The sequence below is a fragment of the Halorubrum rutilum genome, from assembly GCF_024494565.1.
Genome location: NZ_JANHDN010000005.1, coordinates 196300 through 218884, shown reverse-complemented (window position 1 = coordinate 218884; position 22585 = coordinate 196300). Strand labels below are relative to the sequence as shown.

General features: G+C 64.3%; 25 protein-coding genes, 3 tRNA genes and 1 pseudogene. 12 read left to right on the top strand and 17 right to left on the bottom strand.

The features are described 5' to 3' along the window. Positions 1 to 112 precede the first annotated feature (112 nt). Both NO900_RS12185 and NO900_RS12180 read left to right on the top strand, forming a co-directional pair. Positions 113 to 406: pseudogene (locus NO900_RS12185) on the top strand (DUF5779 family protein); the annotation flags it as partial. A 102-nt stretch (positions 407 to 508) separates the two neighbouring features. Continuing rightward, positions 509 to 1483: a nucleotidyltransferase family protein gene (locus tag NO900_RS12180; protein WP_256409492.1), complete on the top strand. Its 975-nt coding sequence runs from the start codon at positions 509 to 511 to the stop codon at positions 1481 to 1483. Positions 1484 to 1512: 29 nt separating this feature from the next. Here NO900_RS12180 and NO900_RS12175 read toward each other — a convergent pair whose 3' ends face one another. Both NO900_RS12175 and NO900_RS12170 read right to left on the bottom strand, forming a co-directional pair. Beyond that, on the bottom strand, positions 1513 to 1716 hold the full coding sequence (locus tag NO900_RS12175; protein ID WP_256409491.1) for a DUF8145 family protein: 204 nt from the start codon (positions 1714 to 1716) through the stop codon (positions 1513 to 1515). 92 nt (positions 1717 to 1808) lie between these two features. Next, a complete protein-coding gene (locus tag NO900_RS12170) occupies positions 1809 to 3266 on the bottom strand; it encodes a DHH family phosphoesterase (RefSeq protein ID WP_256409490.1) in 1458 nt (485 codons plus the stop codon). A 150-nt stretch (positions 3267 to 3416) separates the two neighbouring features. Between NO900_RS12170 and NO900_RS12165 the strand changes: the two genes are divergently transcribed. Then, positions 3417 to 3490, top strand: a tRNA-Lys gene (locus NO900_RS12165). 451 nt (positions 3491 to 3941) lie between these two features. On the opposite strand, the gene NO900_RS12160 is transcribed toward NO900_RS12165, so the two are convergent. Continuing rightward, complete coding sequence (locus NO900_RS12160) at positions 3942 to 4418, bottom strand: hypothetical protein (RefSeq protein WP_256409489.1); 477 nt, start codon at positions 4416 to 4418, stop codon at positions 3942 to 3944. Between the two features lie 220 nt (positions 4419 to 4638). On the opposite strand from NO900_RS12160, the gene NO900_RS12155 reads away from it, so the two are divergent. Beyond that, a complete protein-coding gene (locus NO900_RS12155) occupies positions 4639 to 5376 on the top strand; it encodes an SDR family oxidoreductase (RefSeq protein ID WP_256409488.1) in 738 nt (245 codons plus the stop codon). A gap of 299 nt (positions 5377 to 5675) precedes the next feature. On the opposite strand, the gene NO900_RS12150 is transcribed toward NO900_RS12155, so the two are convergent. Beyond that, complete coding sequence (locus NO900_RS12150) at positions 5676 to 6407, bottom strand: methyltransferase domain-containing protein (RefSeq protein ID WP_256409487.1); 732 nt, start codon at positions 6405 to 6407, stop codon at positions 5676 to 5678. 76 nt (positions 6408 to 6483) lie between these two features. After that, on the bottom strand, positions 6484 to 7650 hold the full coding sequence (locus NO900_RS12145) for a pyridoxal-phosphate-dependent aminotransferase family protein (RefSeq protein WP_256409486.1): 1167 nt from the start codon (positions 7648 to 7650) through the stop codon (positions 6484 to 6486). Positions 7651 to 7785: 135 nt separating this feature from the next. Between NO900_RS12145 and NO900_RS12140 the strand changes: the two genes are divergently transcribed. Next, positions 7786 to 9336 (top strand): PAS domain-containing sensor histidine kinase, encoded by a 1551-nt coding sequence (locus NO900_RS12140; protein ID WP_256409485.1) that lies wholly within the window; start codon positions 7786 to 7788, stop codon positions 9334 to 9336. Positions 9337 to 9369: 33 nt separating this feature from the next. On the opposite strand, the gene thrS is transcribed toward NO900_RS12140, so the two are convergent. After that, entirely contained in the window at positions 9370 to 11346 is a 1977-nt protein-coding gene (gene thrS, locus NO900_RS12135) for a threonine--tRNA ligase (RefSeq protein WP_256409484.1), read from the bottom strand. A 146-nt stretch (positions 11347 to 11492) separates the two neighbouring features. Here thrS and NO900_RS12130 point away from each other — a divergent pair, with 146 nt between their 5' ends. Next, a complete protein-coding gene (locus NO900_RS12130) occupies positions 11493 to 12473 on the top strand; it encodes a PLP-dependent cysteine synthase family protein (protein WP_256409483.1) in 981 nt (326 codons plus the stop codon). Between the two features lie 24 nt (positions 12474 to 12497). Here the strand turns inward: NO900_RS12130 and NO900_RS12125 are convergent, their stop codons facing one another. Both NO900_RS12125 and NO900_RS12120 read right to left on the bottom strand, forming a co-directional pair. Beyond that, a complete protein-coding gene (locus NO900_RS12125; RefSeq protein WP_256409482.1) occupies positions 12498 to 12920 on the bottom strand; it encodes a CoA-binding protein in 423 nt (140 codons plus the stop codon). A gap of 58 nt (positions 12921 to 12978) precedes the next feature. Beyond that, positions 12979 to 13581, bottom strand: a complete 603-nt coding sequence (locus NO900_RS12120; protein ID WP_256409481.1) for an RAD55 family ATPase — start codon at positions 13579 to 13581, stop codon at positions 12979 to 12981. A 211-nt stretch (positions 13582 to 13792) separates the two neighbouring features. On the opposite strand from NO900_RS12120, the gene NO900_RS12115 reads away from it, so the two are divergent. The 3 genes from NO900_RS12115 to NO900_RS12105 all read left to right on the top strand — a co-directional run bounded on the left by NO900_RS12115 (position 13793) and on the right by NO900_RS12105 (position 15117). Continuing rightward, positions 13793 to 13867, top strand: a tRNA-Arg gene (locus NO900_RS12115). A 286-nt stretch (positions 13868 to 14153) separates the two neighbouring features. After that, complete coding sequence (locus NO900_RS12110) at positions 14154 to 14672, top strand: DUF7342 family protein (RefSeq protein ID WP_256409480.1); 519 nt, start codon at positions 14154 to 14156, stop codon at positions 14670 to 14672. A gap of 4 nt (positions 14673 to 14676) precedes the next feature. Further along, positions 14677 to 15117, top strand: coding sequence for a hypothetical protein (locus NO900_RS12105; RefSeq protein WP_256409479.1), 441 nt, complete (start codon positions 14677 to 14679; stop codon positions 15115 to 15117). A 142-nt stretch (positions 15118 to 15259) separates the two neighbouring features. Here NO900_RS12105 and NO900_RS12100 read toward each other — a convergent pair whose 3' ends face one another. Next, complete coding sequence (locus tag NO900_RS12100; protein WP_256409478.1) at positions 15260 to 15559, bottom strand: hypothetical protein; 300 nt, start codon at positions 15557 to 15559, stop codon at positions 15260 to 15262. A gap of 615 nt (positions 15560 to 16174) precedes the next feature. Here NO900_RS12100 and NO900_RS12095 point away from each other — a divergent pair. The 3 genes from NO900_RS12095 (at position 16175) to NO900_RS12085 (ending at position 18150) form a co-directional block, all read left to right on the top strand. After that, positions 16175 to 17332, top strand: coding sequence for a tyrosine-type recombinase/integrase (locus NO900_RS12095; protein ID WP_256409477.1), 1158 nt, complete (start codon positions 16175 to 16177; stop codon positions 17330 to 17332). Between the two features lie 187 nt (positions 17333 to 17519). Next, positions 17520 to 17666 carry a hypothetical protein gene (locus NO900_RS12090; RefSeq protein ID WP_255150403.1) on the top strand — a complete coding sequence of 49 codons (147 nt, stop codon included), beginning with the start codon at positions 17520 to 17522 and terminating at the stop codon, positions 17664 to 17666. 34 nt (positions 17667 to 17700) lie between these two features. Beyond that, positions 17701 to 18150 carry a hypothetical protein gene (locus NO900_RS12085; protein WP_256409476.1) on the top strand — a complete coding sequence of 150 codons (450 nt, stop codon included), beginning with the start codon at positions 17701 to 17703 and terminating at the stop codon, positions 18148 to 18150. Positions 18151 to 18281: 131 nt separating this feature from the next. Here NO900_RS12085 and NO900_RS12080 read toward each other — a convergent pair whose 3' ends face one another. The 8 genes from NO900_RS12080 to NO900_RS12045 form a co-directional block, all read right to left on the bottom strand. Further along, complete coding sequence (locus NO900_RS12080; protein ID WP_256409475.1) at positions 18282 to 19301, bottom strand: tyrosine-type recombinase/integrase; 1020 nt, start codon at positions 19299 to 19301, stop codon at positions 18282 to 18284. A 281-nt stretch (positions 19302 to 19582) separates the two neighbouring features. Next, positions 19583 to 19801, bottom strand: a complete 219-nt coding sequence (locus NO900_RS12075) for a YgaP family membrane protein (protein ID WP_256409474.1) — start codon at positions 19799 to 19801, stop codon at positions 19583 to 19585. A 73-nt stretch (positions 19802 to 19874) separates the two neighbouring features. Continuing rightward, positions 19875 to 20138, bottom strand: a complete 264-nt coding sequence (locus NO900_RS12070; protein ID WP_256409473.1) for a DUF7123 family protein — start codon at positions 20136 to 20138, stop codon at positions 19875 to 19877. Further along, a complete protein-coding gene (locus tag NO900_RS12065) occupies positions 20135 to 20398 on the bottom strand; it encodes a DUF8028 family protein (RefSeq protein WP_256409472.1) in 264 nt (87 codons plus the stop codon). Before NO900_RS12065 ends, NO900_RS12070 begins: the two co-directional genes overlap by 4 nt. 298 nt (positions 20399 to 20696) lie before the next feature. Next, a tRNA-Trp gene (locus NO900_RS12060) sits at positions 20697 to 20871 on the bottom strand. A 138-nt stretch (positions 20872 to 21009) separates the two neighbouring features. Beyond that, positions 21010 to 21231, bottom strand: coding sequence for a DUF5795 family protein (locus NO900_RS12055; RefSeq protein ID WP_092565533.1), 222 nt, complete (start codon positions 21229 to 21231; stop codon positions 21010 to 21012). Between the two features lie 75 nt (positions 21232 to 21306). Continuing rightward, positions 21307 to 22335 (bottom strand): DUF5794 domain-containing protein, encoded by a 1029-nt coding sequence (locus NO900_RS12050; protein ID WP_256409471.1) that lies wholly within the window; start codon positions 22333 to 22335, stop codon positions 21307 to 21309. Next, entirely contained in the window at positions 22336 to 22542 is a 207-nt protein-coding gene (locus NO900_RS12045; protein ID WP_256409470.1) for a DUF8099 family protein, read from the bottom strand. It abuts the gene before it with no gap. Positions 22543 to 22585 lie beyond the last annotated feature (43 nt).

The window sequence follows — 22585 nt, the reverse complement described above, 5'->3', positions numbered from 1 at the left end:
GCACTTAACCGCTCCGTGAAGGGGCCGTGGCGGGTCACCCCGGCGGCGTTCCGTCCGCCAACGCGGTCCGCGGCGTCCGAACGTTTTTGCCGGCGCCTCGCGACCCTGTGGTATGAGCGACTGGGACCTCGACTTACGCGACGCCGAAGAGCAGATGGACGAGGCGATCGCGGCCGCCGGCGACGTCGTCCTCGGCGTCCTCGACGGGACGACCGACCCGAAGGAGTGGGTCCGCAGCGTCGACTACGGCAACACGCTCGTCCTCTCGATCGAGGGCGACCTCAACGAGCTGGCCGCGGGCTTCGCCCGCGAGGTGAAGGACATGGGCGGCGAGCTGATGCATTTCCGCGGGTTCCTCGTCGTCACCCCGCCCGGCGTGAGCATCGACACCGACCGGCTGAGCGAGTGAGTCGCGCCCGCCGCCGTCCCTCCGCGACCGCTCCCCGCCGCGTTGTCGGCGGTTGACAGGAGCAAAAGAGGTATGCCACCGGGGTGAGACGGGTGCGGTATGAAAGCCGTCGTACTCGCGGGGGGTTACGCGACCAGACTCTGGCCGATCACCGAGCACCGTCCGAAGATGTTCCTGCCGGTGGGCGACAACACCGTCATCGACGAGATCTTCGAGGACCTAGAGGCCGACGAGCGCGTCGACGAGGTGTTCGTCTCCACCAACGAGCGCTTCGCCGACACGTTCGACGAGTACCTCACCGACAGCCCGTTCGAGAAGCCGACGCTCTCGGTCGAGGAGACCGTCGAGGAGGACGAGAAGTTCGGCGTCGTGGGGGCGCTCGAACAGCTCGTCGACCGCGAGGACGTCGACGACGACCTCATCGTCGTCGCCGGCGACAACATGATCAGCTTCGACCTGGCCGACTTCACCGACTTCTTCGAGTCGAAGGGGACGCCGACGCTGGCCGCCTACGACGTCGGCGACCGCGAGCGCGCGAAGTCGTACGGGCTCGTCCAGCTCGACGGCGACGAGGTGATCGACTTCCAGGAGAAGCCCGAGGACCCGCAGTCGACGCTCGTCTCCATCGCCTGCTACGCGTTCCCCGCCGAGACGCTCCCGAAGCTCACGACCTACCTGGACGACGACAACAACCCGGACGAGCCGGGCTGGTTCCTCCAGTGGCTCCAGCGGCGCGGGGCGGTCCACGCGTACACCTTCGACGGCGCGTGGTTCGACATCGGCACCGCCGACAGCTACCTCGACGCGGTCGAGTACGCCTTAGAGGGCGGCACGCTCGTCGCCGACGACGCGACCGTCGAGGGCTCCGACCTCGGCGACGTGGTCCACGTCATGTCGGGCGCGACCGTCACCGACTCGACGCTCGACCGCGCGGTCGTCTTCCCGGACGCGACGATCACTGATTCCGAAATCCGGAACTCCGTGATCGACGAGGGCGTCACGCTGGAGGGGGTCGACCTCTCCGGCGCGCTGATCGGCTCGTACACCTCGATCACCGAGGGCGACGGCTTCTAGGTCGACTTCGCGGTTCGACCGCGACCCCGTCAGTCGGTGCCGGCCTGCTCGTGCGTGTGGTGATAGCAGTCGAAGGCGGGGTCGCCGTCGTCGGTCGCGGGGTGGAAACAGACCCGCCGGTAGCGCTCGTTGTCCAGCAGGTTCGCCACGAAGCCGCCCGCGTGTCGCGAGACCGAGTCGTACGGGTCGCCGCAGGCGGGGCAGGCGTCGGGCGGGTCGTCGGGGACGTGCATGCTGGTCGCGGCGCGCTCGCTCGGGGATACGGAACCGACGAGTAAAACGGATCCGGCGGTCGGGCCGGCGGTGCTCGCGTCGACGCGTCCCGCTACGACCCGTTCCCGCCGTCGCCGCCCTCGACGCCGAGGGCGTCGAACAGCTTCCGGCGGACGGCCTCCTCGGTGAGGTGGAGGAGGGTGTCGCGGTTCTCGCCGCTCGCCTCGATGCCGGTGAAGATGCCGAGGGGGATCTCCAGCGACCCCTGCGTCGAGTGACCGGCGGCGTCGCCCATCTCCGAGAACGCCTCGTCGAGGACGTTGCCGATGTTCAGCCGGATGTCCTTCGAGCGCGCGGCGAGGTAGATGGTGTCGTCGGCGATCCCGAGGACGGCGGTCGTCGTGATCCCCTCCAGGTTGAGGAGGTGTTGGGCCGCCTGCGCGAGCGCCTCGCGGTCCCGGATGAAGCCGGCGGTCGAGAAGAGGTGGCTCCCCTGCACCTCGCGGTTCTGGATCGCCTCCGCGAGCACGTCCAGCGTCTCGGGGCTCATCGACGGCGACTCCACCTGTTCGAGGGTGTCGTGGTTCGCGAACGGGTGGAGGTACGCGGCCGCCGTCAGGTCCGCGGGCGTCGTGTCGCGCTTGAAGTCGAGCGTCTCGGCGCGGATCCCGTAGAGGAGCGCGGTCGCGACCGCCTCGGTCGGCGACTGGTCGAACTCCTGGAGGTACTTCGTGAGGATCGTCGACGTCGAGGAGACGTTGGTCCGCACATCGACGAACCGGGCGTCGAACGGCACGTCGGCTTCCAGGTGGTCGACGTAGACGTCGATGTCGACGTCGAAGTCGAAGCCGTCGTCGGCCGACTTCGCGAGGTCGACCGCGGCGACCGTCTCGTACTCCGAGAGGTCGGGCGCGTCGGACCGCGCGACGAGGTCGATCCCGAGGAGGTTGACGAACGCGCGGTTCTCCTGGTGCCCCACGTCGCCGGAGTAGAGGATGTCGGCCTCGACGCCGAACGCGCCCGCGATCGCCTGGAGCGCGGTCGCCGACGCGATCGAGTCGGGCTCCGGGTTGTCGTGGGTCAGGATCGCCATCCGGCCGCCGCCCTTCTCGATGATCTCCGCGAGCTGGCGCGCCATGTACTCCAGCTCCCCCGTTTCGAGCGACTGGAGGGCGCTGTCGGCGATCACGGTCGAGGGGTTGATCACCACGTCGGCGCCGCGCTCGCGGAGCTCGTCCTCGCTGACCGGGTCGGAGGCGCGGGCGACGAGGTAGTGGTCGCCGCCGACGTCGCGGATGGCCGAGACGGCCGCCTTGTTGGCCTCGACGTCGCTGGCGAGGATCAGCACGATGTCGCGGCCGTCGATCGCGTCGACGACGTCCGGCTCGGCGATGTCCTGCACCTGGGCGTTGAGGTCCTGATCGCGGAGCGCCTCGACGCGGCTCTCGTCGCGGTCGAGGATGAGCACGTCCTTGCCGCGACCGGTCAGCTCCTCCGCGACGGCGTGTCCGACGCTGCCACAGCCGAGGATGGCGTATCGCGTCCGCGCCGATCCGGATGCCCCACTCATTGCACGTGATTTCCCCGGGACGACACTTAACGAGTGCGCTCTCCGCGCGGGGCGGGCGGAAGCGGTGAGTCCATCGGGGACGACGGCGCCCCGGAGACCGCGTCGTCGAATGAAAAGGTCTTTTACCTCGACAGCGGTAGAATTCGGTGAGGGCCGGTAGCTCAGTTAGGGAGAGCGACGGACTCTTAATCCGTCGGTCGCGTGTTCAAATCGCGCCCGGCCCGTGCACCGAACCGCAGAGCGACAGCGATGCGGTGAGGGAACCGGACGGAAGCGGTTTGAAGTAGAGAAGTCGCAGCGCGAGCGAAGCGAGCGACCGTCTTCTCGTAGTTCACAATCGCGCCTGGCCCGCTCATTCACTAAACAATTTGAGCCGCGTATATCACAGGACTGCAGACTTACCACCTCAAAGTCAACACAAATCGCAGAGTGAGTTCGTCTGGTAACTGAACATTTCCCGGGTACCTGAGCCCACATTTAATGAGTGCGCGGATGAGTGTCATCTCCGTGGTGTTGCGGTGTCTGTCTCAGCGTGAGAATTGACTGTGACAAAGTCGAGATACCACTACATAACCTGAACAGTGAGCGAGAACGACAAGCCTCCTCAATGCAGCTCTTCCTGAATGTCATCAAAAATGCGTACTCTGCAGTCCTCAAAATATAGTATGAGGAGACTCAAGCCGGAATCACGATTAGGCCAAACAATGATCCGAGCGATACACACATTATACAAATAATTCCAAATATCCAGGTTCCAATAGAGCCTATTTCTCGTCTATTTTTGTCAATTGCATTCTGATATATCCCAACAATCTCCTCAGTAGCGATACTTCTCGATTCTGAATTTATTTCTGCTACAAATTCACGATTAAGCCCGTATCCCCAAGCTTCAGTCAAATTTCTGTATTTGATTATGGCGAGTAGAATAGCTAATATCTGTAATGCAATTGGTATGGAGAACTCAAGCAGCCCAATAGGTAGGCTTGTTTGTATAGCTACACCGGCAAATGCGAGTAACATACTAAGTAAAACTATATTAAAACTCGCAATTCTCAGTAAGGAAAGGCGTCCTTGTCGCAATGTCTGAAGTTGCTGCTCATGTGTGCTCAATATCGCTTCGAGAATTAGATCACTGTTACCACCGTCACTCATAAGATCGTATTTGACAAACTGATCAAAAAACCACCGTAATGGAGTAGGTTTACTCGTCGGTATAATTACGCTCGAACTCAAGCTCGTATTCACCATAGAGCGTGTTAATATGCTGTGTCAATTTCCTATTGTTGGGGCTGATCTGTCCGTGTCGACCGCAGAACGAGCCACCGCTTCCCCGACGCGATCCTTTATCACCGCGCTCTGCGATCCGCCGGACATGACGACGCTCGACGGCGAGACGGCACTGGTGACGGGCGCGAGCTCCGGGATCGGCGAGGCGACCGCGCACGCGCTGGCGTCCCGCGGCGCGAACGTCGCGCTGCTGGCCCGGCGGCGCGAGGCGCTGGAGTCGGTGGCGGCGGACCTGGAGGCCGAGCACGACGCGAGCGCGCTGGTCGTCGACGGCGACGTCCGCGACCGGGCGACGGGCGAGGCCGCGGTCGAGGCGGTCGTCGACCGCTTCGACGGGCTCGACGTCGTCGTCTCCAACGCGGGGCTCGGCCGCGGCAGCGACGTGGAGACGATGACCGACGAGGAGTACTTCGCCATGCAGGAGACGAACGTCGACGGGACGTTCTTCCTCGCGCGCGAAGCGCTCCCGCGGCTGAAGGAGAGCGAGGGGACGCTCGTCGTGGTCGGGAGCTTCGCGGGCCAGTACCCGCGCTCGTTCAATCCGGTGTACGCCGCGACGAAGTGGTGGGTGCGCGGCTTCGCGCACAGCGTCGCGGCGCAGGTCGGCGACGAGGGCGTCGCCGTCTCGGTAGTGAACCCCTCCGAGGTGCGCACGGAGTTCGGCAGCGAGGACGGCGAGCCGTTCGAGGAGCGGTTCGAGCCGGGCACGGTGACCGAGCCCGAGGAGGTCGCCGAGGCGATCGCGTTCGCGGCCACGCGCCGTGGGTCGTCGGCTCAGGAGATCGACCTCTTCCGCCGAGACAAGTTCGGCGACACGCTCTGACCGCGCCCTCGGTCACTCGGGGAGCGACGCGCCGCACTCGGGGCAGGCGTCGTCGGCCCGCGCGACGGCGAGGTCGCACTCGGGACAGAACCGGCGGTCGCAGGCTGGGTCGCCCATGGCGGGGAGACGCGCGCGCCGAGGTAAAACTCCGGCGGCGGTCGCGAGGCGGCCGCGGGCCGCGGTCGCTGTCCGTCGACGGTCGAGAGAGTCGCTGAGGCCGCTACGGCCGGCGCCGACGGCGGCGTCGACGCTATCGACCCGCCGCGCGGCCGGTGCGACCGCCACGACTGCCCCGGAGCTCACGCGTCGCCACGCTTCCGCAGCGCGGCGCGGTAGTGGTACTCGTTCCCCTCGCCGCCGCGGGCGACCTCGCCGAGCTCCCAGCCCGTCCCGATCGCGGCCTCGCGGAGCCGAGCGGGGCTGAACAGCCGGAGCTGGAGGACCGGGTTCGTCTCGCCCTCGTACTCGAAGAACATGACGCGGTGCGCGAGCCCCGGAGTCGGGTCGTCCCGGTAGCCGACGAGCTCGGCGGTCGCCGGATGGGTCGGATCGTAGGAGTCGACGACGGCGGTCGCGTCCGGCGCGGTCACGTGCGCGAGGTCGCCGAGGAACTCGCTCAGTCCCCGCATCGAGCCGGCGAGCCCGACCTGAGTCCCGTTCGCGAGCGCCGAGCCGAACCGGTCGCGCTCGAACTGCTCGCGCAGCGCGAACATGTCGCCCTCGCGGGCGTCGTCGACGCCGCGGTCCCGCATCGTCTCGACCAGCGCCGGGCTCGGCTCGATCGCGACCGTCTCGAACCGCTCCTGGAAGTACAGCGCGTGTCGACCGGTGCCGGCGCCGAGGTCGACGAGCGGCCCCCGAAGCCGGGACGCCAGCCACTCGTGGGCCGGGTCCGCGCTCGGGTCGAAGTCGGCGAAGTAGAACGCCTCGATCGGGTGTTCGACGGTCTCGCCGCCGTCGCGGTGCAGGAGGGGCTCGTCCCGCTCGCCGCGGAAGTGGTCGCGGATCGCTCGGCCGAACGCGTCGGACATACCGAGACCGCCGTCGGCGACGGACAAAAAGGCGAGTGAGAGGCGGTACCGCGCTCCGGTGCGGGGCGCCGCGGGCTCAGGCCTCGTACCCCTGCTCGGCCAGCGCGTCCGCCAGCGCGGCCAGCAGGTACTCGACGTTCTCCCGGCGTGCGGAGCGCCCCATGCAGCCGATCCGCCAGATCTCCCCTTCGAGATCGCCCAGTCCGGAGGCGATCTCCAGGTCGTACTCGTCGAGGAGCCGGTCGATGACCGCGGCGTCGTCGACGCCGTCGGGGACGCGCACGGCGTTCAGGCTCGGCAGCCAGCACTCCTCGGCGGCGTTCATCTCCAGCCCCAGGTCCCGCAGCCCGGCCTTCAGCTCGCCGGCGACGGCGCGGTGGCGGTCCCACCGGTCCTCGATCCCCTCCTCGGCGACGAGCCGGAGCGCCTCGCGGAGCGCGTAGACGTTCGTGATCGGCGCGGTGTGGTGGTACGCGCGCTCGTCGCCCCAGTACCCCTCCAACAGCGAGAGGTCGAGGTACCACGACCGGGCCCGCTCCTCGCGCGAGAGCACCTTCTCCATCGCGCGGTCGTTGAGCGTGAGCGGGCTCGCGCCCGGCGGACAGGAGAGGCACTTCTGCGGCGCCGAGTAGGCGACGTCGACGCCCCACTCGTCGACGCGCATCTCGACGCCCCCGAGCGAGGTGACGCAGTCGGCGATCACGTACGCGTCGTGGGCGTGGGCGATGTCGGTCAGCTCCGACACGTCGGGCTGGCGGACGCCCGTGCTCGTCTCGGCGTGGACGAAGCCGAACACGTCCGGCTGATGCTCGTCGAACGCGCGCTCGACGTCGACCGGGTCGAGGGGCTCGCCCCACGGGGCGTCGACCTCGACGACGTCGCCGCCCGCCCGCTCGGCCATGGACCGCATCCGCCCGCCGAAGTAGCCGTTCGTCGGGACGAGCATCGTGTCGCCCGGCTCGACGAGGTTCCCGATCGCGGCCTCCATCGACGCGGAGCCGGTGCCCGAGACCGGGATCGTCCACCGGTTGTCCGTCCGGAACGCGTACCGCAGCAGCTCCTGGACCTCGTCCATGATCTCGACGAACGACGGGTCGAGGTGGCCGACCAGCGGCGTGCTCATCGCCCGAAGCACGCGCGGGTGGACGTCGCTCGGCCCGGGCCCCATCAGCGTGCGGTCGGGCGGTGTCAGCTCGCCGACGTCGGGCGGCCGTTCGTCGAGCGTCGGAACCTGCTTCGACATACGCGACAAACGGAGCGGAGACGGTAAAAACGCGACGGAACGCGCAACCGAACGCGGGCCACGGCCGCGTCGCCGCCGCGACGACGCGGGCCGGGATCCGGGTTACCTAAATGGGTGGTGGCCGAACCCGGCGGTATGACTGACCTGTCGCCCGGACCGGGGTCCGAGGAGGACTTCCGGACCGTCCTCGACCGGATGGCCGACGGGTTCTTCGCGGTCGACACCGACTGGCGGGTCACGTACGCCAACGAACGGGCGGCGGAGATCCTCCAATCGGCGATGACCGACGACGCGCTCGGCGACGCGGAGTCGATCGAGGGAACCCACCTGTGGGAGGCGATCCCCGACGCCGTCGACACGGAGTTCTACGACGAGTACCACGAGGCGATGGAGACCCAGGAGCCGGTCTCGTTCGACTCGCACTACCGGCCGCTGGGGACGTGGTTCGATGTGCGAGCGTTCCCGTCCGAGAGCGGGCTCTCGGTGTACCTCCGCGACATCACCGAGCGGCGGGAGCTGGAACAGCGGCGACAGGAGAGCCTCCACGCGACCCAGCGGCTGTACGCGGTGTCGTCCGACCAGGACCGCTCGTTCGAGGAGAAGGTCGAGTCGATGCTGGAGCTGGGCTGTGAGTACCTCGGGATGCCGAACGGCTTCCTCACCCGGATCGAGGGCGACACCCAGTACGTCGAGTTCTCGAACGCCGAACACCCGGAGCTGCGGGCCGGCGAGAGCTGTCCGCTCGAAGAGGCGTACTGCAAGCGGACCGTCGAGCTCGACAGCCTGTTGACGATCGTGAACGCGGCCGACGAGGGGTGGGACGAGGACCCCGCGTACGACCGGTTCGAGCTGAACTCGTACATCGGGGGCCGGATCGAGATCGGGAGCGATCGGTACGGCACCCTCTGTTTCGCGAGCACGGCCGCCAGGGGCGAGGCGTTCACCGACACGCAGCGGACGTTCGTGGAGCTGTTGACCCGCTGGATGAGCTACGAGCTGGAGCGCCAGCGGGCGCGGTCGGAGCTCCGGCGCGAGCGGGACCGGCTCGACCGGTTCGCCAGCGTGGTGAGCCACGACCTGCGGAACCCGCTGAACACCGCGATGGGTCGCCTCGACCTCCTCGCGGCCGAGTGCGACAGCGAGCACGTCCCGCCGATCGACCGCGCGCTCGAACGGATGGAGACGCTCACCGAGGACCTCCTCACGATGGCCCGGGAGGGGCTGCCGGTCGACGACGTGGACGACGTCGACCTCGGCGAGGTCGCGGCCGACGCGTGGGAGACGACCGAGACGGCGGGGGCCGCGCTGCGCTCGGAGGCTGACGGGCACCGGATCACGGCCGACCGGACTCGGCTCCGACAGCTGCTGGAGAACCTCTTCCGGAACAGCGCCGAGCACGCGCCCGCGGACGGGGACGGAGGGGCGGACGGCGCGGACGGGATCACGGTCGCCGTCGGCCCCCTGTCCGACCGCACCGGGTTCTACGTGTCAGACGACGGTCGGGGCGTCCCGACCGCCGAGCGCGACCGGGTGTTCGAGACGGGGTACACGACGACGGACGAGGGCACCGGGTTCGGACTGAGCATCGTCGAGGAGATCGCCGGCGCGCACGGGTGGGAGGTCGCGCTCGTCGAGGGGGACCGCGGCGGCGCGCGGTTCGAGGTCACCGGCGTCGAGCCGGCGTGAGCCGGCGGGGCGAGCGCCCGGGAGCGGCCGGGGTCACGCCGCGTCGACGAAGTCGGGCTCGGTCCGCTTCTCGTCGCGCTCGTCGGTCAGGTGGTCGACGAAGGCGTCGAGCTCGACGTCGCCGCGCTGGTTCTCGAAGCGGTCGCGCACCGAGACGGTGCCGGCCGCCTCCTCGTCGTCGCCGACGATGACCATGTACGGGAGCCGGTCGTCGTGGCCGGCGCGGATCTTGCGGCCGACCGTCCAGTCGCGGTCCTCGACCTCGACGCGGAAGCCGGCCTCGGCCAGCTCGTTTTTCACCTGGTGGGCGTAGCCGAGCGTCTCGTCGGAGACGGGGAGGATCCGGACCTGTTCCGGCGCGAGCCACAGCGGGAAGTCGCCGTCGAAGTGCTCGATGAGCACCATGAAGAAGCGCTCGTAGCTCCCGTACAGCGCGCGGTGGATCATCACCGGCCGGTGGTCCTCGTTGTCCTCGCCGGTGTACGTCAGGTCGAACCGCTCGGGCATGTTGAAGTCGAGCTGGACGGTGGGGCCGTCCCAGACGCGGCCCAGCGCGTCCTCGAAGCCGAAGTCGATCTTCGGGCCGTAGAAGGCGCCGTCGCCGGGCTCGACGTCGTAGTCGTAGCCGCCGGAGTCGAGCACCTCGCGCAGCTGCTCCTCCGCGGACTCCCAGATCTCGTCGCCGCCGACGGACTTCTCCGGGCGGGTCGCCAGCGCGACCTCGACGGAGAGGTCGAGCGTCTCGACGACCTCGAAGATCATCTCGATGACGGACTCGATCTCCCGGCGGATCTGGTCGGGGCGGACGAACAGGTGGCCGTCGTCGATGGTGAACGACCAGACGCGCGAGAGGCCGGAGAGCTCGCCGCGCTGCTCCTTCCGGTACACCTTCCCGTTCTCGAAGTAGCGCTGCGGGAGGTCGCGGTACGACCACGACTGCTGGTCGAAGATCGTCGCGTGGCCCGGGCAGTTCATCGGCTTGAGCCCGTACTCCTCGTCGTTGACGTCGAGGAGGAACATGTCGTCCTTGTAGTTCTCGTAGTGGCCGGACTTCTTCCAGAGCTCGGTGCGGAACACGTGCGGGGTCTCGACCTCCTCGTACCCGTTCTCGCGGTTGAGCTCGTTCGCGAACTCCGAGAGCTCGCGGAGCACGGTCTTGCCCGGCGGGTGGTACAGCGGGAGCCCGGGCCCGGTCACCGTTGGGATGGAGAAGAGGTTCATCTCCTGGCCGATCTTCCGGTGGTCGCGCTCCAACGCCTCCTCGCGCAGTTCGAGGTGCTCTTCGAGGTCGGACTCGGAGGCGAAGGCGGTGCCGTACACGCGCGTGAGCGTGTCGTTGTCCTCGTCGCCGCGCCAGTACGCCGCGGAGACCTCTAGGAGGGCCGCCGCGCCGATCTCGCCGGTCGACTCGACGTGGGGGCCCTGACAGAGGTCGCGCCAGCCGTCCTGGACGTAGAAGGTCACTTCCTCGTCGTCGGCCTCCTCCTCCAAGATCTGCAGCTTGTACTCGTTGTCGGCGTAGATCTCCCTGGCCTCCTCGCCGGAGCGAACCTCGCGTTCGATGTCGTAGTCGGCCTCGATGATCGCCTCCATCTCGTCTTCGATCTCGGCCAGGTCGTCCTCGTCGAGGTCGACGTCGGTCACGTCGTAGTAGAACCCGTCGTCGGTCGGGGGACCGATGGTGAGCGTCGCCTCGGGGCGGAGCCGCTGGAGGGCCTGCGCGAACACGTGGGCGGCGGAGTGGCGCAGCACGGTGAGGTACTCGTCGGACTGGTCGGTGACGATCTCGACCCGCGCGCCGTCGTGGACCTCGGCGTGCTTCTCGACGAGCTCGCCGTCGATCTTCCCCGCCACGGTGTCGCGACCGAGCCCGGGGCCGATCTCGAAGGCGACGTCCTCTACTGTCGCCCCCGCCGGAACGTCCAGCTCTGATCCGTCCGGAAGGACGACCGTCACGTCGGCCTGCGCATCGGTCTCGCTCATACCTCTTCGGAACCGGACGAGGGGCATAAGTTTGTTCGATCCCCGGCACCCGTTGACGAGACCGTCGATCCGGTCGCGTCACGGGCGGCGGCAACGCCCGCCGACGGCGACGACAGGTGGCGGTCGACGCGGCCATGGAAACACGCAAAAGGGGCGGCAACGATTGCGGGAACATGACGACCCATCGGGAGCCCCTGTCGTCCGTGCTGGAGACGATCGGGGAGACGCCGCTCGTCCGGGTACACGACTCGCCGGACGCGGTACCGGTGTACGCGAAGCTGGAGACGTTCAACCCCGGCGCGAGCGTCAAAGACCGGATCGGGAAGCACATGCTCGAACGGATGCTCGAGCGCGGCGACGTGGGCGAGGGCGGCACCGTCGTCGAGCCGACCGCGGGGAACACCGGGATCGGCATCGCCGTCGCGGCGAAGCAGCTCGGGCTGGACGCCGTCTTCGTCGTCCCCGAGCGGTTCTCGGTGGAGAAACAGCAGCTCATGCGGGCGCTCGGCGCGGAGGTTGTCAACACCCCGAGCGAGGACGGGATGGGGTTCGCCATCGACCGCGCGCACGAGATCGCCGACGAGCTCGACGACGCCGTCGTCCCCCAACAGTTCTCGAACCCGCTCAACGCCGAGGCCCACTACGAGACCACCGCCCCCGAGATCGACGAGGCGCTCGACGGCGAGGTGGGCGCCGTCGTCGCGGGCGTCGGCACCGGCGGGACGCTGATGGGGACGGCCCGCTACTTCCGCGAGCGCGACCCCGACACCTGCGTCGTCGCGGTCGAGCCGGAGGGGTCGGCCTACCGCGAGTTCCTCGGCGAGGAGGTCGACCACGGGGCGTACAAGACCGAGGGGATCGGCACCCACGACATCTCGCGGAACGAGCTGTTCGACCCCGACCTCGTCGACGACATCCTGACCGTTCCCGACCGCGCGGTCCACGAGGAGATGGGCCGGCTCGCGGCCGAGGAGGGACAGCTCGTCGCCTCGTCCGCCGCCGCGAACGCCATCGCGGCGAAGCGGGTCGCCCGCGAGGTCCGCGACGGCGACATCGACGCCCCGCACGACGCCGTCGTCACGATATTCTGCGACTCCTCCGAGCGCTACCTCTCGAAGGGCGTCTACCGGAGCTTCGAGGAGTGGGAGGGGTGAGCCCTCTGCCGCCGGTCCCCGCCGTCACCCCCGGAGGCGACCGTGTTCGACCTTCATACAGCGGTCCTGTACGACCTCGATCCCGTCGGCCTCGGCGGCCGCGGCCGCCTCGTCGTGGCCGATCCCGAGCTGGAGCCACGCCGCGCCCGCGTCGCCGCGCGCCGCGTGTCGCTCCCGCACCGCTTCGAGGATCTCCGGCACCTCCTCGCTCGGGCGGAACACGTTCACGAGGTCGACCTCGGCCTCGACGTCCGCGAGCTCGTCGAACGCGGGCTCGCCGAGGACCTCGTCGGCGAAGGGGTTCACGGGCACGATCCGGTAGCCGTGCCGCTGGAGGTACGCCGGCACGTCGTGGGCCGCCTTCCCCGGCGTCGTCGAGCAGCCGATCACGGCGACCGTCTCGGCGTCGAGCAGTCGGTCGAGTCCCTCGTCGTCGGTGGTGGGCATGGCCGGGCGTACGCGGTCGCGGGAATTAAACCGCCCGGCGGTCGCCCCCGCTCGGCGCTCAGGCCAACCGGATACTCGGCTCGTCGTCCTCGGAGAGCGTGACGACGCCGTCGAAGAGCTGCTTGATCGTGTTCATCGCCTGGTCGTCGTGGGAGGTCGAGTCGATGCTGAACAGGCCCAGCCCGTTCACGCTCTGGATGCGTCCGGTGAACACGTGGAGGAACCGGAACACGGTCTGGAGGTCCGAGTACATCAGCAGCGTCGAGAGCGAGTGGACCATCACGCGGTTCCGGTCGATCCCGCGGTCGCCGAACGCCTGCAGGAACTCGGAGAGCTTGATCCCGATGCCCGTCATGTCGACCGGGGAGGAGGCGTACTTGATACGGTCCGACTCGCGGGCGTCGCCGACGCCCTGCTGGCGCGTGACGCAGTCGACGACGGCGACCGGCTTCCCCTCGTACGCGGTTCGCTTCTCGTAGTCTTTCAGCACCCGGTCGGCGCCGTCCTTCGTGGTGACGACGATCGCGCCGTCGCCGCGGTCGGTGCCGGCGGCCAACACGTCCATCATCATGGACCGCTTGCCGGTCAGCGGCGGGCCGGTGAGGAGGAGGTTCGTCCCGGGGTCGACCTCCTCGTCGAAGTGCGGCCTCAGGTCATACATGGGCGCACCTCGGCGACGGCGAAAGCGACCCGGGCCTCTCGTTCGGCCGCGAGGCCGTACGACCAGAACACATCTACTACGGAAACCATGCTCGGTCCCGATAATATTCTTTTTGATCGGTCACGGCCGCGACCCGACGGCCGCCCGCGATGACCGCCGATCGGGTCCGAACCGCGGGAGTTAAAACGTCCAGCGGAATACCACACGGCACGGGCGCTTAGCTCAGTCTGGATAGAGTGCTTGGCTTCGGACCAAGTTGTCGCGGGTTCAAATCCTGCAGCGCCCATCCTGCCGCATAACACCTAGGAGTCAACAGACGGCGACGAGGTGTATTTAAACCTTTCTCCGATATTGGAGTAGAGTTCATTATGCCACGTCATCCCCATCTCCTCCGTCGTGCGATTTGCTAGAGTCAAGATTACCGTAGTTCATAATAAAGCTACTGACGCTTGACCTTCTGGAGAACGATTCAGCCTCTCTCGTGGTCAGCTCGCCACCTCTGATGACATCGTTCTTGTTCAATAGTTTGTGTCCCCAATAGAATTATTGTAGTTCAGCGCTAACCGCTACGCATGACAGATGAATCTGGGGCCGAGCTCTGGAAAGAGCACCAGAGTGCCTTTGACCGCGTGCGCGCGGTCGCCGTTACAGTTTCCGAGCCTAAGCCGGCTGACTGGATTGCAGAGCAGGCCCACGTCGCGGGAAATACTGCGCGCGACCACCTCCAACGCCTCGTGGAAATGAATGTTCTCCGAACCGCTACCGGAGGGACTGCAACCCGGTACGAACCCGACCCGCTCTACACGCGAATGCAAGCTCTCCGCGACCTCCTCGACAACCGGACCCGCGACGACCTTCTCGAACTGCGTGGCGACCTACAGGAGCAGGTCGAGGAGTGGAAAACCGAGTACGACGCGGATTCACCGAGCGACCTTCGCGAGCAGGCGGCACATGCCGATACTGCCGAGGCAACGCGAGAGATGCGCCGGACTGCGAACGACTGGGACATCATCTCGTATCGTCTCCAACTTGTAGAGGACGCTATCGAGCATTACTCTGACTACGCTGGAAGTACCCCAGCACCTGCCTGACCGGATGTTCGCGTTCGACGGCGGCTACGACCCCGGACAGGCATCGCACACGATTCTACTCGAACTCAGACGCACGATTGAGCGACACCCTACCGTCCAACATGCGAGTGGGGAGCCGCCCGGCCAATTCATCCGTGTCGTTGCGACACTTGACCCTGCTATCCTCGGCAGCGAAGCGGACGAGGGAACACTCACCCTTCGGTGGTACGCGGGCGAGGCTGCCGACGCAGACCCCGAATTCGCCTTTCATTACAGCGAAAGCTCGGGCTTCGACTGTGGGTGGCACCACGAACCGAATCCGCACGTGGATGGATGGGCGCACTATCAAGAACGCCCGGCGGCTAATGACGAGTACGTGTATGAGGCTATCTCCTTCCGCAGTCTCCAGCCAGTTCCGTTGCTTTGGGAAATCCTTGACCGCCTTGAAGCCCGCCTTATTGACTAAGTCGCCGAGTGTATGTAGTTTAGACTATTCTCACTGTGTGTCTGTGGATGTTGAAAGCCATTCGAGTATGAATCACAACGAGGCGCACAAGTTAGTGAACGTAGACGGTAGCAGTTTCTGCTACTAACGGTGGACGATGTCGTCACGTTGATTGGCCGAAATGCTCCTCAGCTTTCTCACGGAACCACGTCTTGAATTGCTCATACTTCTCGTGTTCGTAGATATCCGTGGCAGACGACCGCCACAGTGTCCCGTGCCGAGCATAGTAGATGCCGACTTCAGAGAAACGAGGCATTTCATCTAACTCGTCTCCCGCGAGGTCAGCTAACACGACATACCCGACAAGCTGACGCCAATAATCCGGTTTCAATTTGAGATTCTTGACGGTCTTGATGTCGACGAGCATCTCGTCAAGGACGATGTCTGCATCTGCTCCACTCACCAAGCGTGATGCGGACCCGAACGTGGGATTTAGCAGTACGTGATTCGCTCCCCGGAATTCATCTCGCGGAATAATGTCGTACAGACAGCGGCTGCTGGAGGCCTTAGGTGCGATGAGAACTCCACAATCTTCGCAGAAGTTCATGTAACGTACAGAATCGAAGACAAGATAGTCATATGCTATGTGGTGCCCTCAACGAGCTTGTCGTCATCAGTCGAATTTCTTGGGTAAGAGGTCGGTCTTTTGTAAAGGGAGTCTCGACCGAAATGCTCGCGATACCATATTGGACAAACGTCTAATATTATCCAGAATATAGGGCTGCCCCTAGCGAAGATAGCCGATGTGAAAATGCCGATTATTCTCGAACAACACAGACAATTGAAATCTGGGTATAGGGCACAGTAACCCTGAATTTGGCTATTTAACTTCTTCTACTTTCTCAGTCTTTCCTCCATCTAGTATATGAATCCTTCTACTTTAGAAATTCCAAAACTAGTCACACTTATACTACATTCAGACGTTTGTAGGAGTAATGGAAACGAATGAATCGGCTGTGATTGACCCGTGCATGAATCTCAGTAAAATGCCGTCTTTCTTCCGCGAGGTGAGCCACAAATGAGCGCTGCTGACGACACATCTCCGAAGGTCTCTGACCTGTCTGCGGAAGAGATGATGCAGATGTTCACGGACAAGATGTCGGAGGAACTGAGTCCATCACTCTCGTCAAAGACACCGAAAGAGGCCGTGGACAAATACTTCCAGACCCGAAATATGAGAGCTGGTACTGAGTACACGCACCGTTCTGCCTTGTACAACCACTTCGTTGTCTGGTGTGATGAGGTGAGGGGAATCACTGACCTGAGCGAATTAACGGGTAACGACCTCGCGGATTACCGTGTCTGGAGGCGAGAAGAAGCACCGACGAAGGTCAAGAAACTACGACCCAAGTCAGAAGAGACGCAGCAAAAGATTCTTCGAGTGTTCATCAAGCGATGTGAGCAGTGGGAATTCGTCACGCCCGGTCTACACGAGTACGTCCTCATACCGAAGGTCAGCCGAAGTGACGAGGTTCGAGATGAAATTCTCGATTCACACACTGCGAAGCAAATACTCGATTGGCTTGCTCGGTACGAGTATGCGAGCCTTCACCACGTCATCTGGCTCCTGTATGCAGAGAGTGGAGCACAATTGGGTGGAATTCATTCGCTTGACGTGTCGGACTACGTGTCCCAGAGGGAAGGTGGGTATCTGAAATTGAGACACCGACCGAAGACGGGAACGACACTGAAGAATGGTGAGGAGGGTGAACGCGATGTTAGTATTACTCTGGACGTTTGTGACGTTCTGGATGACTACCTTGATGATAAGCGGGTGGACCAGTCAGACGAGTACGGCCGAGCACCGTTGCTGACTACCTCGCATGGGCGAGTTTCGAAGTCGACCATTCGCACGTACTTCTACGCGTGGACGCGTCCCTGCGCTATCGGTATGGAGTGTCCCTACGGTAGAGACCCGCGTGAGTGCGATGCCGCCAAGAGAAATAACTGGGCATTCAAGTGCCCAGACAGTCTGAGCACCCATCCGGTTCGGAAAGGGTATATCACAGCCAGTCTCAAGGATGCGATTCCAAAGATGGTACTCTCAGAGAGGTGCGACGTATCCGAGAAGATTCTCGACCGGCACTACGACTTCCGGACCAAGCAAGAAAAGATGGAGGCCCGGATGAGGTTGATGAAGATGGCACACCAACAAAACCAGAAATATGGCGCATAGAGGCCTTTCCATCAAATAATTCCTTAGAGGGCACGAAACAGCAGATAGCGGAAGCTCTGAGTTTTCCCACAGTAGCTCATACTTTGACTGAAATCACAATGACCTTCATAGATGGTTTCCAGACTTCCACTTTCGGAGCTGATGGCTAGGGAGTAGATTTATAGCGATGAATCACTTAACTGCTCGTATGTCGACTGAATTCGCTCGGGAACCCGCTCAGTCAGAGGGAGACGATGAGCCCTCTGTACCGGTAGAGGTTCTCGAAGCGATTGATAACCTTGCAGAGGGCAACACCGCTAGCAAGGACGAAATCGAAGCCGTTCTCAAATTTTAAACTTTTAAGTCGCATTACCGTCTCTTGAAGCTGTGTGGCGCATATTCCTCTAGGCGGGTCTGAAGAGACGCACATTATATTTGATGGGAGGTTCCCTAACCATCTCGCTGGTCTGAGTGCTTCCGAACAAAAGAACCTACTAACGAAACTCAGGAATATCGCGAAGGAAACTGCGCCGCCTGACGGGTATGTTTACGAACAAATTGGAAACTTAGATATAATCAAATTCAGCGAAGCGGGCCGTGTATACGCAAAAGTAGTCACGTTCATACCCGAGGGCAATACTAACTATCATATAATTTACGTTCTCTACGTTGACGAAGACCACGAATATGACCAAGGCGAACTGGGAAAATTCAGCCAGCAAGCCCAACAGAAACTTGATATGATTACAGATTTGGACACGGTTGAAGATGTTGATGCATATCTTGAGGAGCATAATTCGCTGACTGCCGGCGACTTAGATGACCTTCTGGACGGGTAGATAACTTCTTACAAGTTTCCAGTAGAACGGTCCAGAAAGACTGGTAGCCAGACATCCTACGAGCACTGCCGGACACCGTAGGAGTAATAAAAAGTTGTGAATACCGACTCACGGTTGTTGTGTAGTTTGGATTATATATTGTTGAGGTATTTTCTCCGCTGTTCCATCTTCGTTTTCTCATCCCGCCGGTCGTAGTGTTTGTCGAGGGTATCTGGGTTCACGTTCGCACGGGCTGAGACGACCTCAACCGGAACATCCGAGCTGAGATGATGCGTTATCGCACCTCGGCGAACAGCGTGCGATGACACGCTCTCGGGACACTTCGATGCGTGGACGTACTCCGCAGCTTCGCATTCTTCCGGGTCCCGATTGAGAGGACATTGAAGTCCAATTCTACACGGCCGCGACCAGTTGTACACAATCGTCGTCGGCGTGGTAGCGTGCATTCGTCCGTGTGGTGTTGCGATGAGTGGCTCCCTCCCGAATTCATCAACAACATCCGGTCGTTGGTTGTCTATCCAGTCATCAAGCAGAGCACAGACCTCCGAAGAGAGCGCGACGAACCGTTCTCCCACCATTTTATTCTTGATTGGCGTGTCCGTCTCTGGTCGATGGCGAATTTCCAGCGACTGGTCGTCTGGATGGTAGTCCGACAAATCGAGTGTTCGGACTGCTCCACGACGGAGCATCGTATGCCACTGGAGCGTGAGAACCACGTGTGCTCGCGAGGCATACTCGTATTTCCCCAAGTGGGTCAGGATGGCTTCGGCCTGCTCGGGAGTGAGCCGGTCGTCCCGTACGTTTTCGTCGGCATCAAGGTCGGGTGAGAGAACTTTCTCGCTGAGGTCGGGTTTGACTGCGTCGACAGTCTCTAGGAACCGGATGAACACGCGAAGCGTATCCATCTGCGTTTTTTCGGTGACCGGTTTGATTTCCCCGTCGTGGCTTCGCCGCCATAGTCGGAACTCGTGGAGAAGACGGCCGGTGAGCTCGTTGAGATTCGTGATTTCCTTTTCGTGTTCACACCAGCGGACGAAGTGTCCGAGGCGGGATTTGTGGGAGCGAAGGGTCGATTTGGCCACTTCGCGTCGTCGATGGTCGATGTACAGTGCGAGTGCTTCGTCGGGCGCGATTGGTTCGAGGTCGTCCATAGTTGGTCCAGCAAATCCCAGTCGGGAGGCGGCGGATTCTGGACCAGCCTGCTGATTGATACTAGGTTGTTACGGGGTGGACAGGGTTCCTGCAGCGCCCATGATTTTGCGACGACCGCACAGGAAGAGCTAAATCCGGGTCGAAGGTTTGAATCGGGGTATGAAGCGAGGCGGGACGACCGTGGTTCACGATCCCGCAGCGCTCATTTTTGCGGGTCGTTTCGAAACGAGCTCCGAATCGCTCGGAATCGCTGTCGCTCGGACGGACACCGAGCGGGAGTTCAGTCCGCCGGACAGCGGTCGATTCCGAGCACGCGGTAGAGGAGACACCGACGCGTCGCGCCCTCGACGATCAGGACCGCCCCCGCGACGCCGAGTCCGACCGCGGAGACGACCGGAACGGTCAGGCGCCCGGTTGCCGCGAGGACCGCGAGCACGGCGATCGCGACGCCGGCCGCGATCCGGACGAGCGCGTCGATCCGCCCGATGTTTCGTTTCACGCGGTATGCTAAGGGCTGCCCGAACAAAATTCCGTGGTGTCCGCGTAACGGCTTACGGCCCGACAGCGACTCGCTACGCCGGGGCGACGCGCCACGTCGTCGCGCCCGTGTACGACCACTTCTCGATCTCGACGTCCTCCATCGAGTCCCGAAGTCGGACGATCAGCGCGCCGATCTCCTTCGGCGAGAGGCCGACGTCGTCGGCGATGAACTTCGCTTTGAAGTACGTCTCGCCGTCCGCCGCCTCGGTCCGGAGGAACTCGGCGAGCCGATCGGCCTTCGACGCCGACGGTTCGGGCTCGGCGGCCGAGTGAACGGTCTCTTCGGTCGCGCTCATGCGTGACCCCCGGAACCGTGGTGGTCGTGACCGACGACGACGCAGGCGACGTGGAGGACGATGAGCGCGAGCGGACGCCACCCTTGCTCGAAGCCCGCGACGCCGTACGCCGCGGGCACGTACGCGATCGGCAACAGGATCGCCGCCCAGAAGGCGACGGCCCGAACGCTCGCGACCGCTCGGTTCCAACACGCGCTCGACAGGGTGGCGCCGATCCGTATCGGCGCCCGAATCGATCGGGAGGACGTTTTGCTTGACATGGGGAACACCGGACGTACTCGTCGCATGGACGGCCGGCATCATATAAGGGGCAGAGCGTTGTCGCGGCTTCGCCTGGATTAACGATCGCTCCGGTCATTTCGAGACTGTTTACCGATGTGGCGCGATCGTTCAAAACGCTGTCAGAGGCAGTTAGAAAATTTATAACTGTCTGAGGGGCGCTCGTTTTCGGAAGCTTCTGGTCAGTGGTCGGACGCCGGATCGCCGTCGCTCCCCGGTCGAAACCCTTCACTCGTCACATCGCCGCCGCTCGCGACGTCGTGCGCGGCGGCAGAAAAATGGGGCCGGAGGGATTTGAACCCCCGATCGACTGATATCTCCGGTGCGCCTCGGAACTCCAGAGGGTCGTCAACGCGAGCGATGATCAGTCGCCCGCTCGGTATATCAGTCTGGAGCGTCGTCCCAGGCGCGGACCTCTGGAGTCAGTCGCCATGCCTGGCTTGGCCACAGCCCCACGCGGTGTCGCATCGAGACGTTGCCGAAAGACGGGTAAAGGGGTTTCGATCGCGAGCGATTGAGGGACGGAAGGGCGACGCGATCGGCGTCGAACACCGGATCGCCCTCGACCGTCACGACCGACGCCTCGCCTCCGTCAGCGGTCGTCGTCGCTCCAGTCGCATTCCTGGCATTTGAACCCGGTGACGAACTCGGTGACGCTCGGCATGTAGCCGACGGTGATGACGTCGCCGCCGCACTCCGGACAGTCGCGGTCGGCGTCGGCGATCGACTCGGCTTCGAGCACCGGCTCGCCCTCGACCAGCTCGGCGAGCTTCTCGGGCGTCACCATCCGCCCCTGAACGACGCGATTGGACATACACGGCGTAGCGGACGGAGCACCTAAACCCCGGCGACACGCCGGAGCGGGGGCCGATCGGTTCCGGGCCGACGCCTACAGCCAGGGAGCGCGGGAGTCGTCGTCGGTGAACGGGTCGGCGTCGTCGTCCGGGTCGCGGTCGCCGCCGTTGGCCAACGCCGTCACGTCGTCGCTGACGATCGGACCGGGAGCGTCCGGCGGGGTGTCGAGCGGCGGGTCGGTCGGCGCGATCCCCTCGTCGCCGGGGGTCTCGTCGTCCGCCGGGCCGTCCGCGTCGCCGCCCTCCGCGTCACCGTCGCCATCGCCCTCCGCGTCACCGCCGACGGGCCCGTCGTCCGGCGAGTCGCCGTCGGCGTCCGCGACGGGACCCGCGTTCGGGTCGTAGGCGAACAGCGTGGTGACGGCGAGGACGGCCAGCGCGATCGGCGCTTCGGTCTGCATCAGGTCGAACGGCCCGAGCAGGATGGGGAGCGCGAGCACGCCGAGCGCGACCGCCGAGCCGAACCGGAAGCGGTCGATGTCGACGCGGCCGCGGAGGTGCGGCGACAGCAGCGCGATCGACAGCGCGAACGCGACGCCGACGCCCGCCGCGGCGGCCCCGTTGACCACGTACTCCGGCGACGTCTCGATCGCGAAGCCGCTGGGGTCGAAGCTCGCGACGAGCCCGAGCGCGATGATGACGCCGGGGCTCGGCAGGAACTCGCCGATCTCCGAGCTCGCGGTCTTGGCGGCGATCGTGAGGATCACCAGCCCGGCGAACCGCTCGAAGACGGGGAGGTTGAGGAAGCCCCTGAACGTGGGGGCGAACGCGGCTTCGAGCGCCGCCAGCGGGACGACCACCGCGCCGATCAGCAGCACCGAGGTCACCATCTCGCGGCGGCTGCCGTCCATCTCGGCGAGGATCACGGCTGCGGTCGCCGATCCGCCGAAGATGAGGATGCCGGTCTCGACGACTCCGGTCGCGGTGCTCAACACGCCGGCGACGACGAGGGCGGGGAAGATGCCGTCGATCAGCGGCAGCACCATGACCGTCGCGAGCAGCTTCGTCGCGCTGCCCACCTGCCGCTCTAAGCGGAGCGCTATCGGGTGGCGTGAGACGCTCATTCAGGGGCGATGTCCCTGACCGACGGGGAGACGGTGGGAAGCGGACGACCCGCGATAGCCGAGGGCCCGGCGTGCGGAGTCGAAGCCGAAGGCGGCCCGACGAGCCCATGTGAAGAGTTTGCGCGGATTGCCGGCTGTAAAGGAGGCGCCGAGGACGCGGATCGGCTGGCCGGCGGTGCGCGCGTTCATGGAACTGTCGGAGTCCATACTTCGTATACGCGTTTCGGTCGCGTTAAAGGTTGTGTGAGAC

Bases quoted from the DNA above. Each gene is read 5' to 3' on its own strand.
- NO900_RS12180 (WP_256409492.1), top strand. From the start codon at position 509: ATGAAAGCCGTCGTACTCGCGGGGGGTTACGCGACCAGACTCTGGCCG.
- NO900_RS12175 (WP_256409491.1), bottom strand. From the start codon at position 1,716: ATGCACGTCCCCGACGACCCGCCCGACGCCTGCCCCGCCTGCGGCGAC.
- NO900_RS12170 (WP_256409490.1), bottom strand. From the start codon at position 3,266: ATGAGTGGGGCATCCGGATCGGCGCGGACGCGATACGCCATCCTCGGC.
- NO900_RS12160 (WP_256409489.1), bottom strand. From the start codon at position 4,418: ATGAGTGACGGTGGTAACAGTGATCTAATTCTCGAAGCGATATTGAGC.
- NO900_RS12155 (WP_256409488.1), top strand. From the start codon at position 4,639: ATGACGACGCTCGACGGCGAGACGGCACTGGTGACGGGCGCGAGCTCC.
- NO900_RS12150 (WP_256409487.1), bottom strand. From the start codon at position 6,407: ATGTCCGACGCGTTCGGCCGAGCGATCCGCGACCACTTCCGCGGCGAG.
- NO900_RS12145 (WP_256409486.1), bottom strand. From the start codon at position 7,650: ATGTCGAAGCAGGTTCCGACGCTCGACGAACGGCCGCCCGACGTCGGC.
- NO900_RS12140 (WP_256409485.1), top strand. From the start codon at position 7,786: ATGACTGACCTGTCGCCCGGACCGGGGTCCGAGGAGGACTTCCGGACC.
- thrS (WP_256409484.1), bottom strand. From the start codon at position 11,346: ATGCCCCTCGTCCGGTTCCGAAGAGGTATGAGCGAGACCGATGCGCAG.
- NO900_RS12130 (WP_256409483.1), top strand. From the start codon at position 11,493: ATGACGACCCATCGGGAGCCCCTGTCGTCCGTGCTGGAGACGATCGGG.
- NO900_RS12125 (WP_256409482.1), bottom strand. From the start codon at position 12,920: ATGCCCACCACCGACGACGAGGGACTCGACCGACTGCTCGACGCCGAG.
- NO900_RS12120 (WP_256409481.1), bottom strand. From the start codon at position 13,581: ATGTATGACCTGAGGCCGCACTTCGACGAGGAGGTCGACCCCGGGACG.
- NO900_RS12110 (WP_256409480.1), top strand. From the start codon at position 14,154: ATGACAGATGAATCTGGGGCCGAGCTCTGGAAAGAGCACCAGAGTGCC.
- NO900_RS12105 (WP_256409479.1), top strand. From the start codon at position 14,677: ATGTTCGCGTTCGACGGCGGCTACGACCCCGGACAGGCATCGCACACG.
- NO900_RS12095 (WP_256409477.1), top strand. From the start codon at position 16,175: ATGAGCGCTGCTGACGACACATCTCCGAAGGTCTCTGACCTGTCTGCG.
- NO900_RS12090 (WP_255150403.1), top strand. From the start codon at position 17,520: ATGTCGACTGAATTCGCTCGGGAACCCGCTCAGTCAGAGGGAGACGAT.
- NO900_RS12080 (WP_256409475.1), bottom strand. From the start codon at position 19,301: ATGGACGACCTCGAACCAATCGCGCCCGACGAAGCACTCGCACTGTAC.
- NO900_RS12070 (WP_256409473.1), bottom strand. From the start codon at position 20,138: ATGAGCGCGACCGAAGAGACCGTTCACTCGGCCGCCGAGCCCGAACCG.
- NO900_RS12065 (WP_256409472.1), bottom strand. From the start codon at position 20,398: ATGTCAAGCAAAACGTCCTCCCGATCGATTCGGGCGCCGATACGGATC.
- NO900_RS12055 (WP_092565533.1), bottom strand. From the start codon at position 21,231: ATGTCCAATCGCGTCGTTCAGGGGCGGATGGTGACGCCCGAGAAGCTC.
- NO900_RS12050 (WP_256409471.1), bottom strand. From the start codon at position 22,335: ATGAGCGTCTCACGCCACCCGATAGCGCTCCGCTTAGAGCGGCAGGTG.
- NO900_RS12045 (WP_256409470.1), bottom strand. From the start codon at position 22,542: ATGGACTCCGACAGTTCCATGAACGCGCGCACCGCCGGCCAGCCGATC.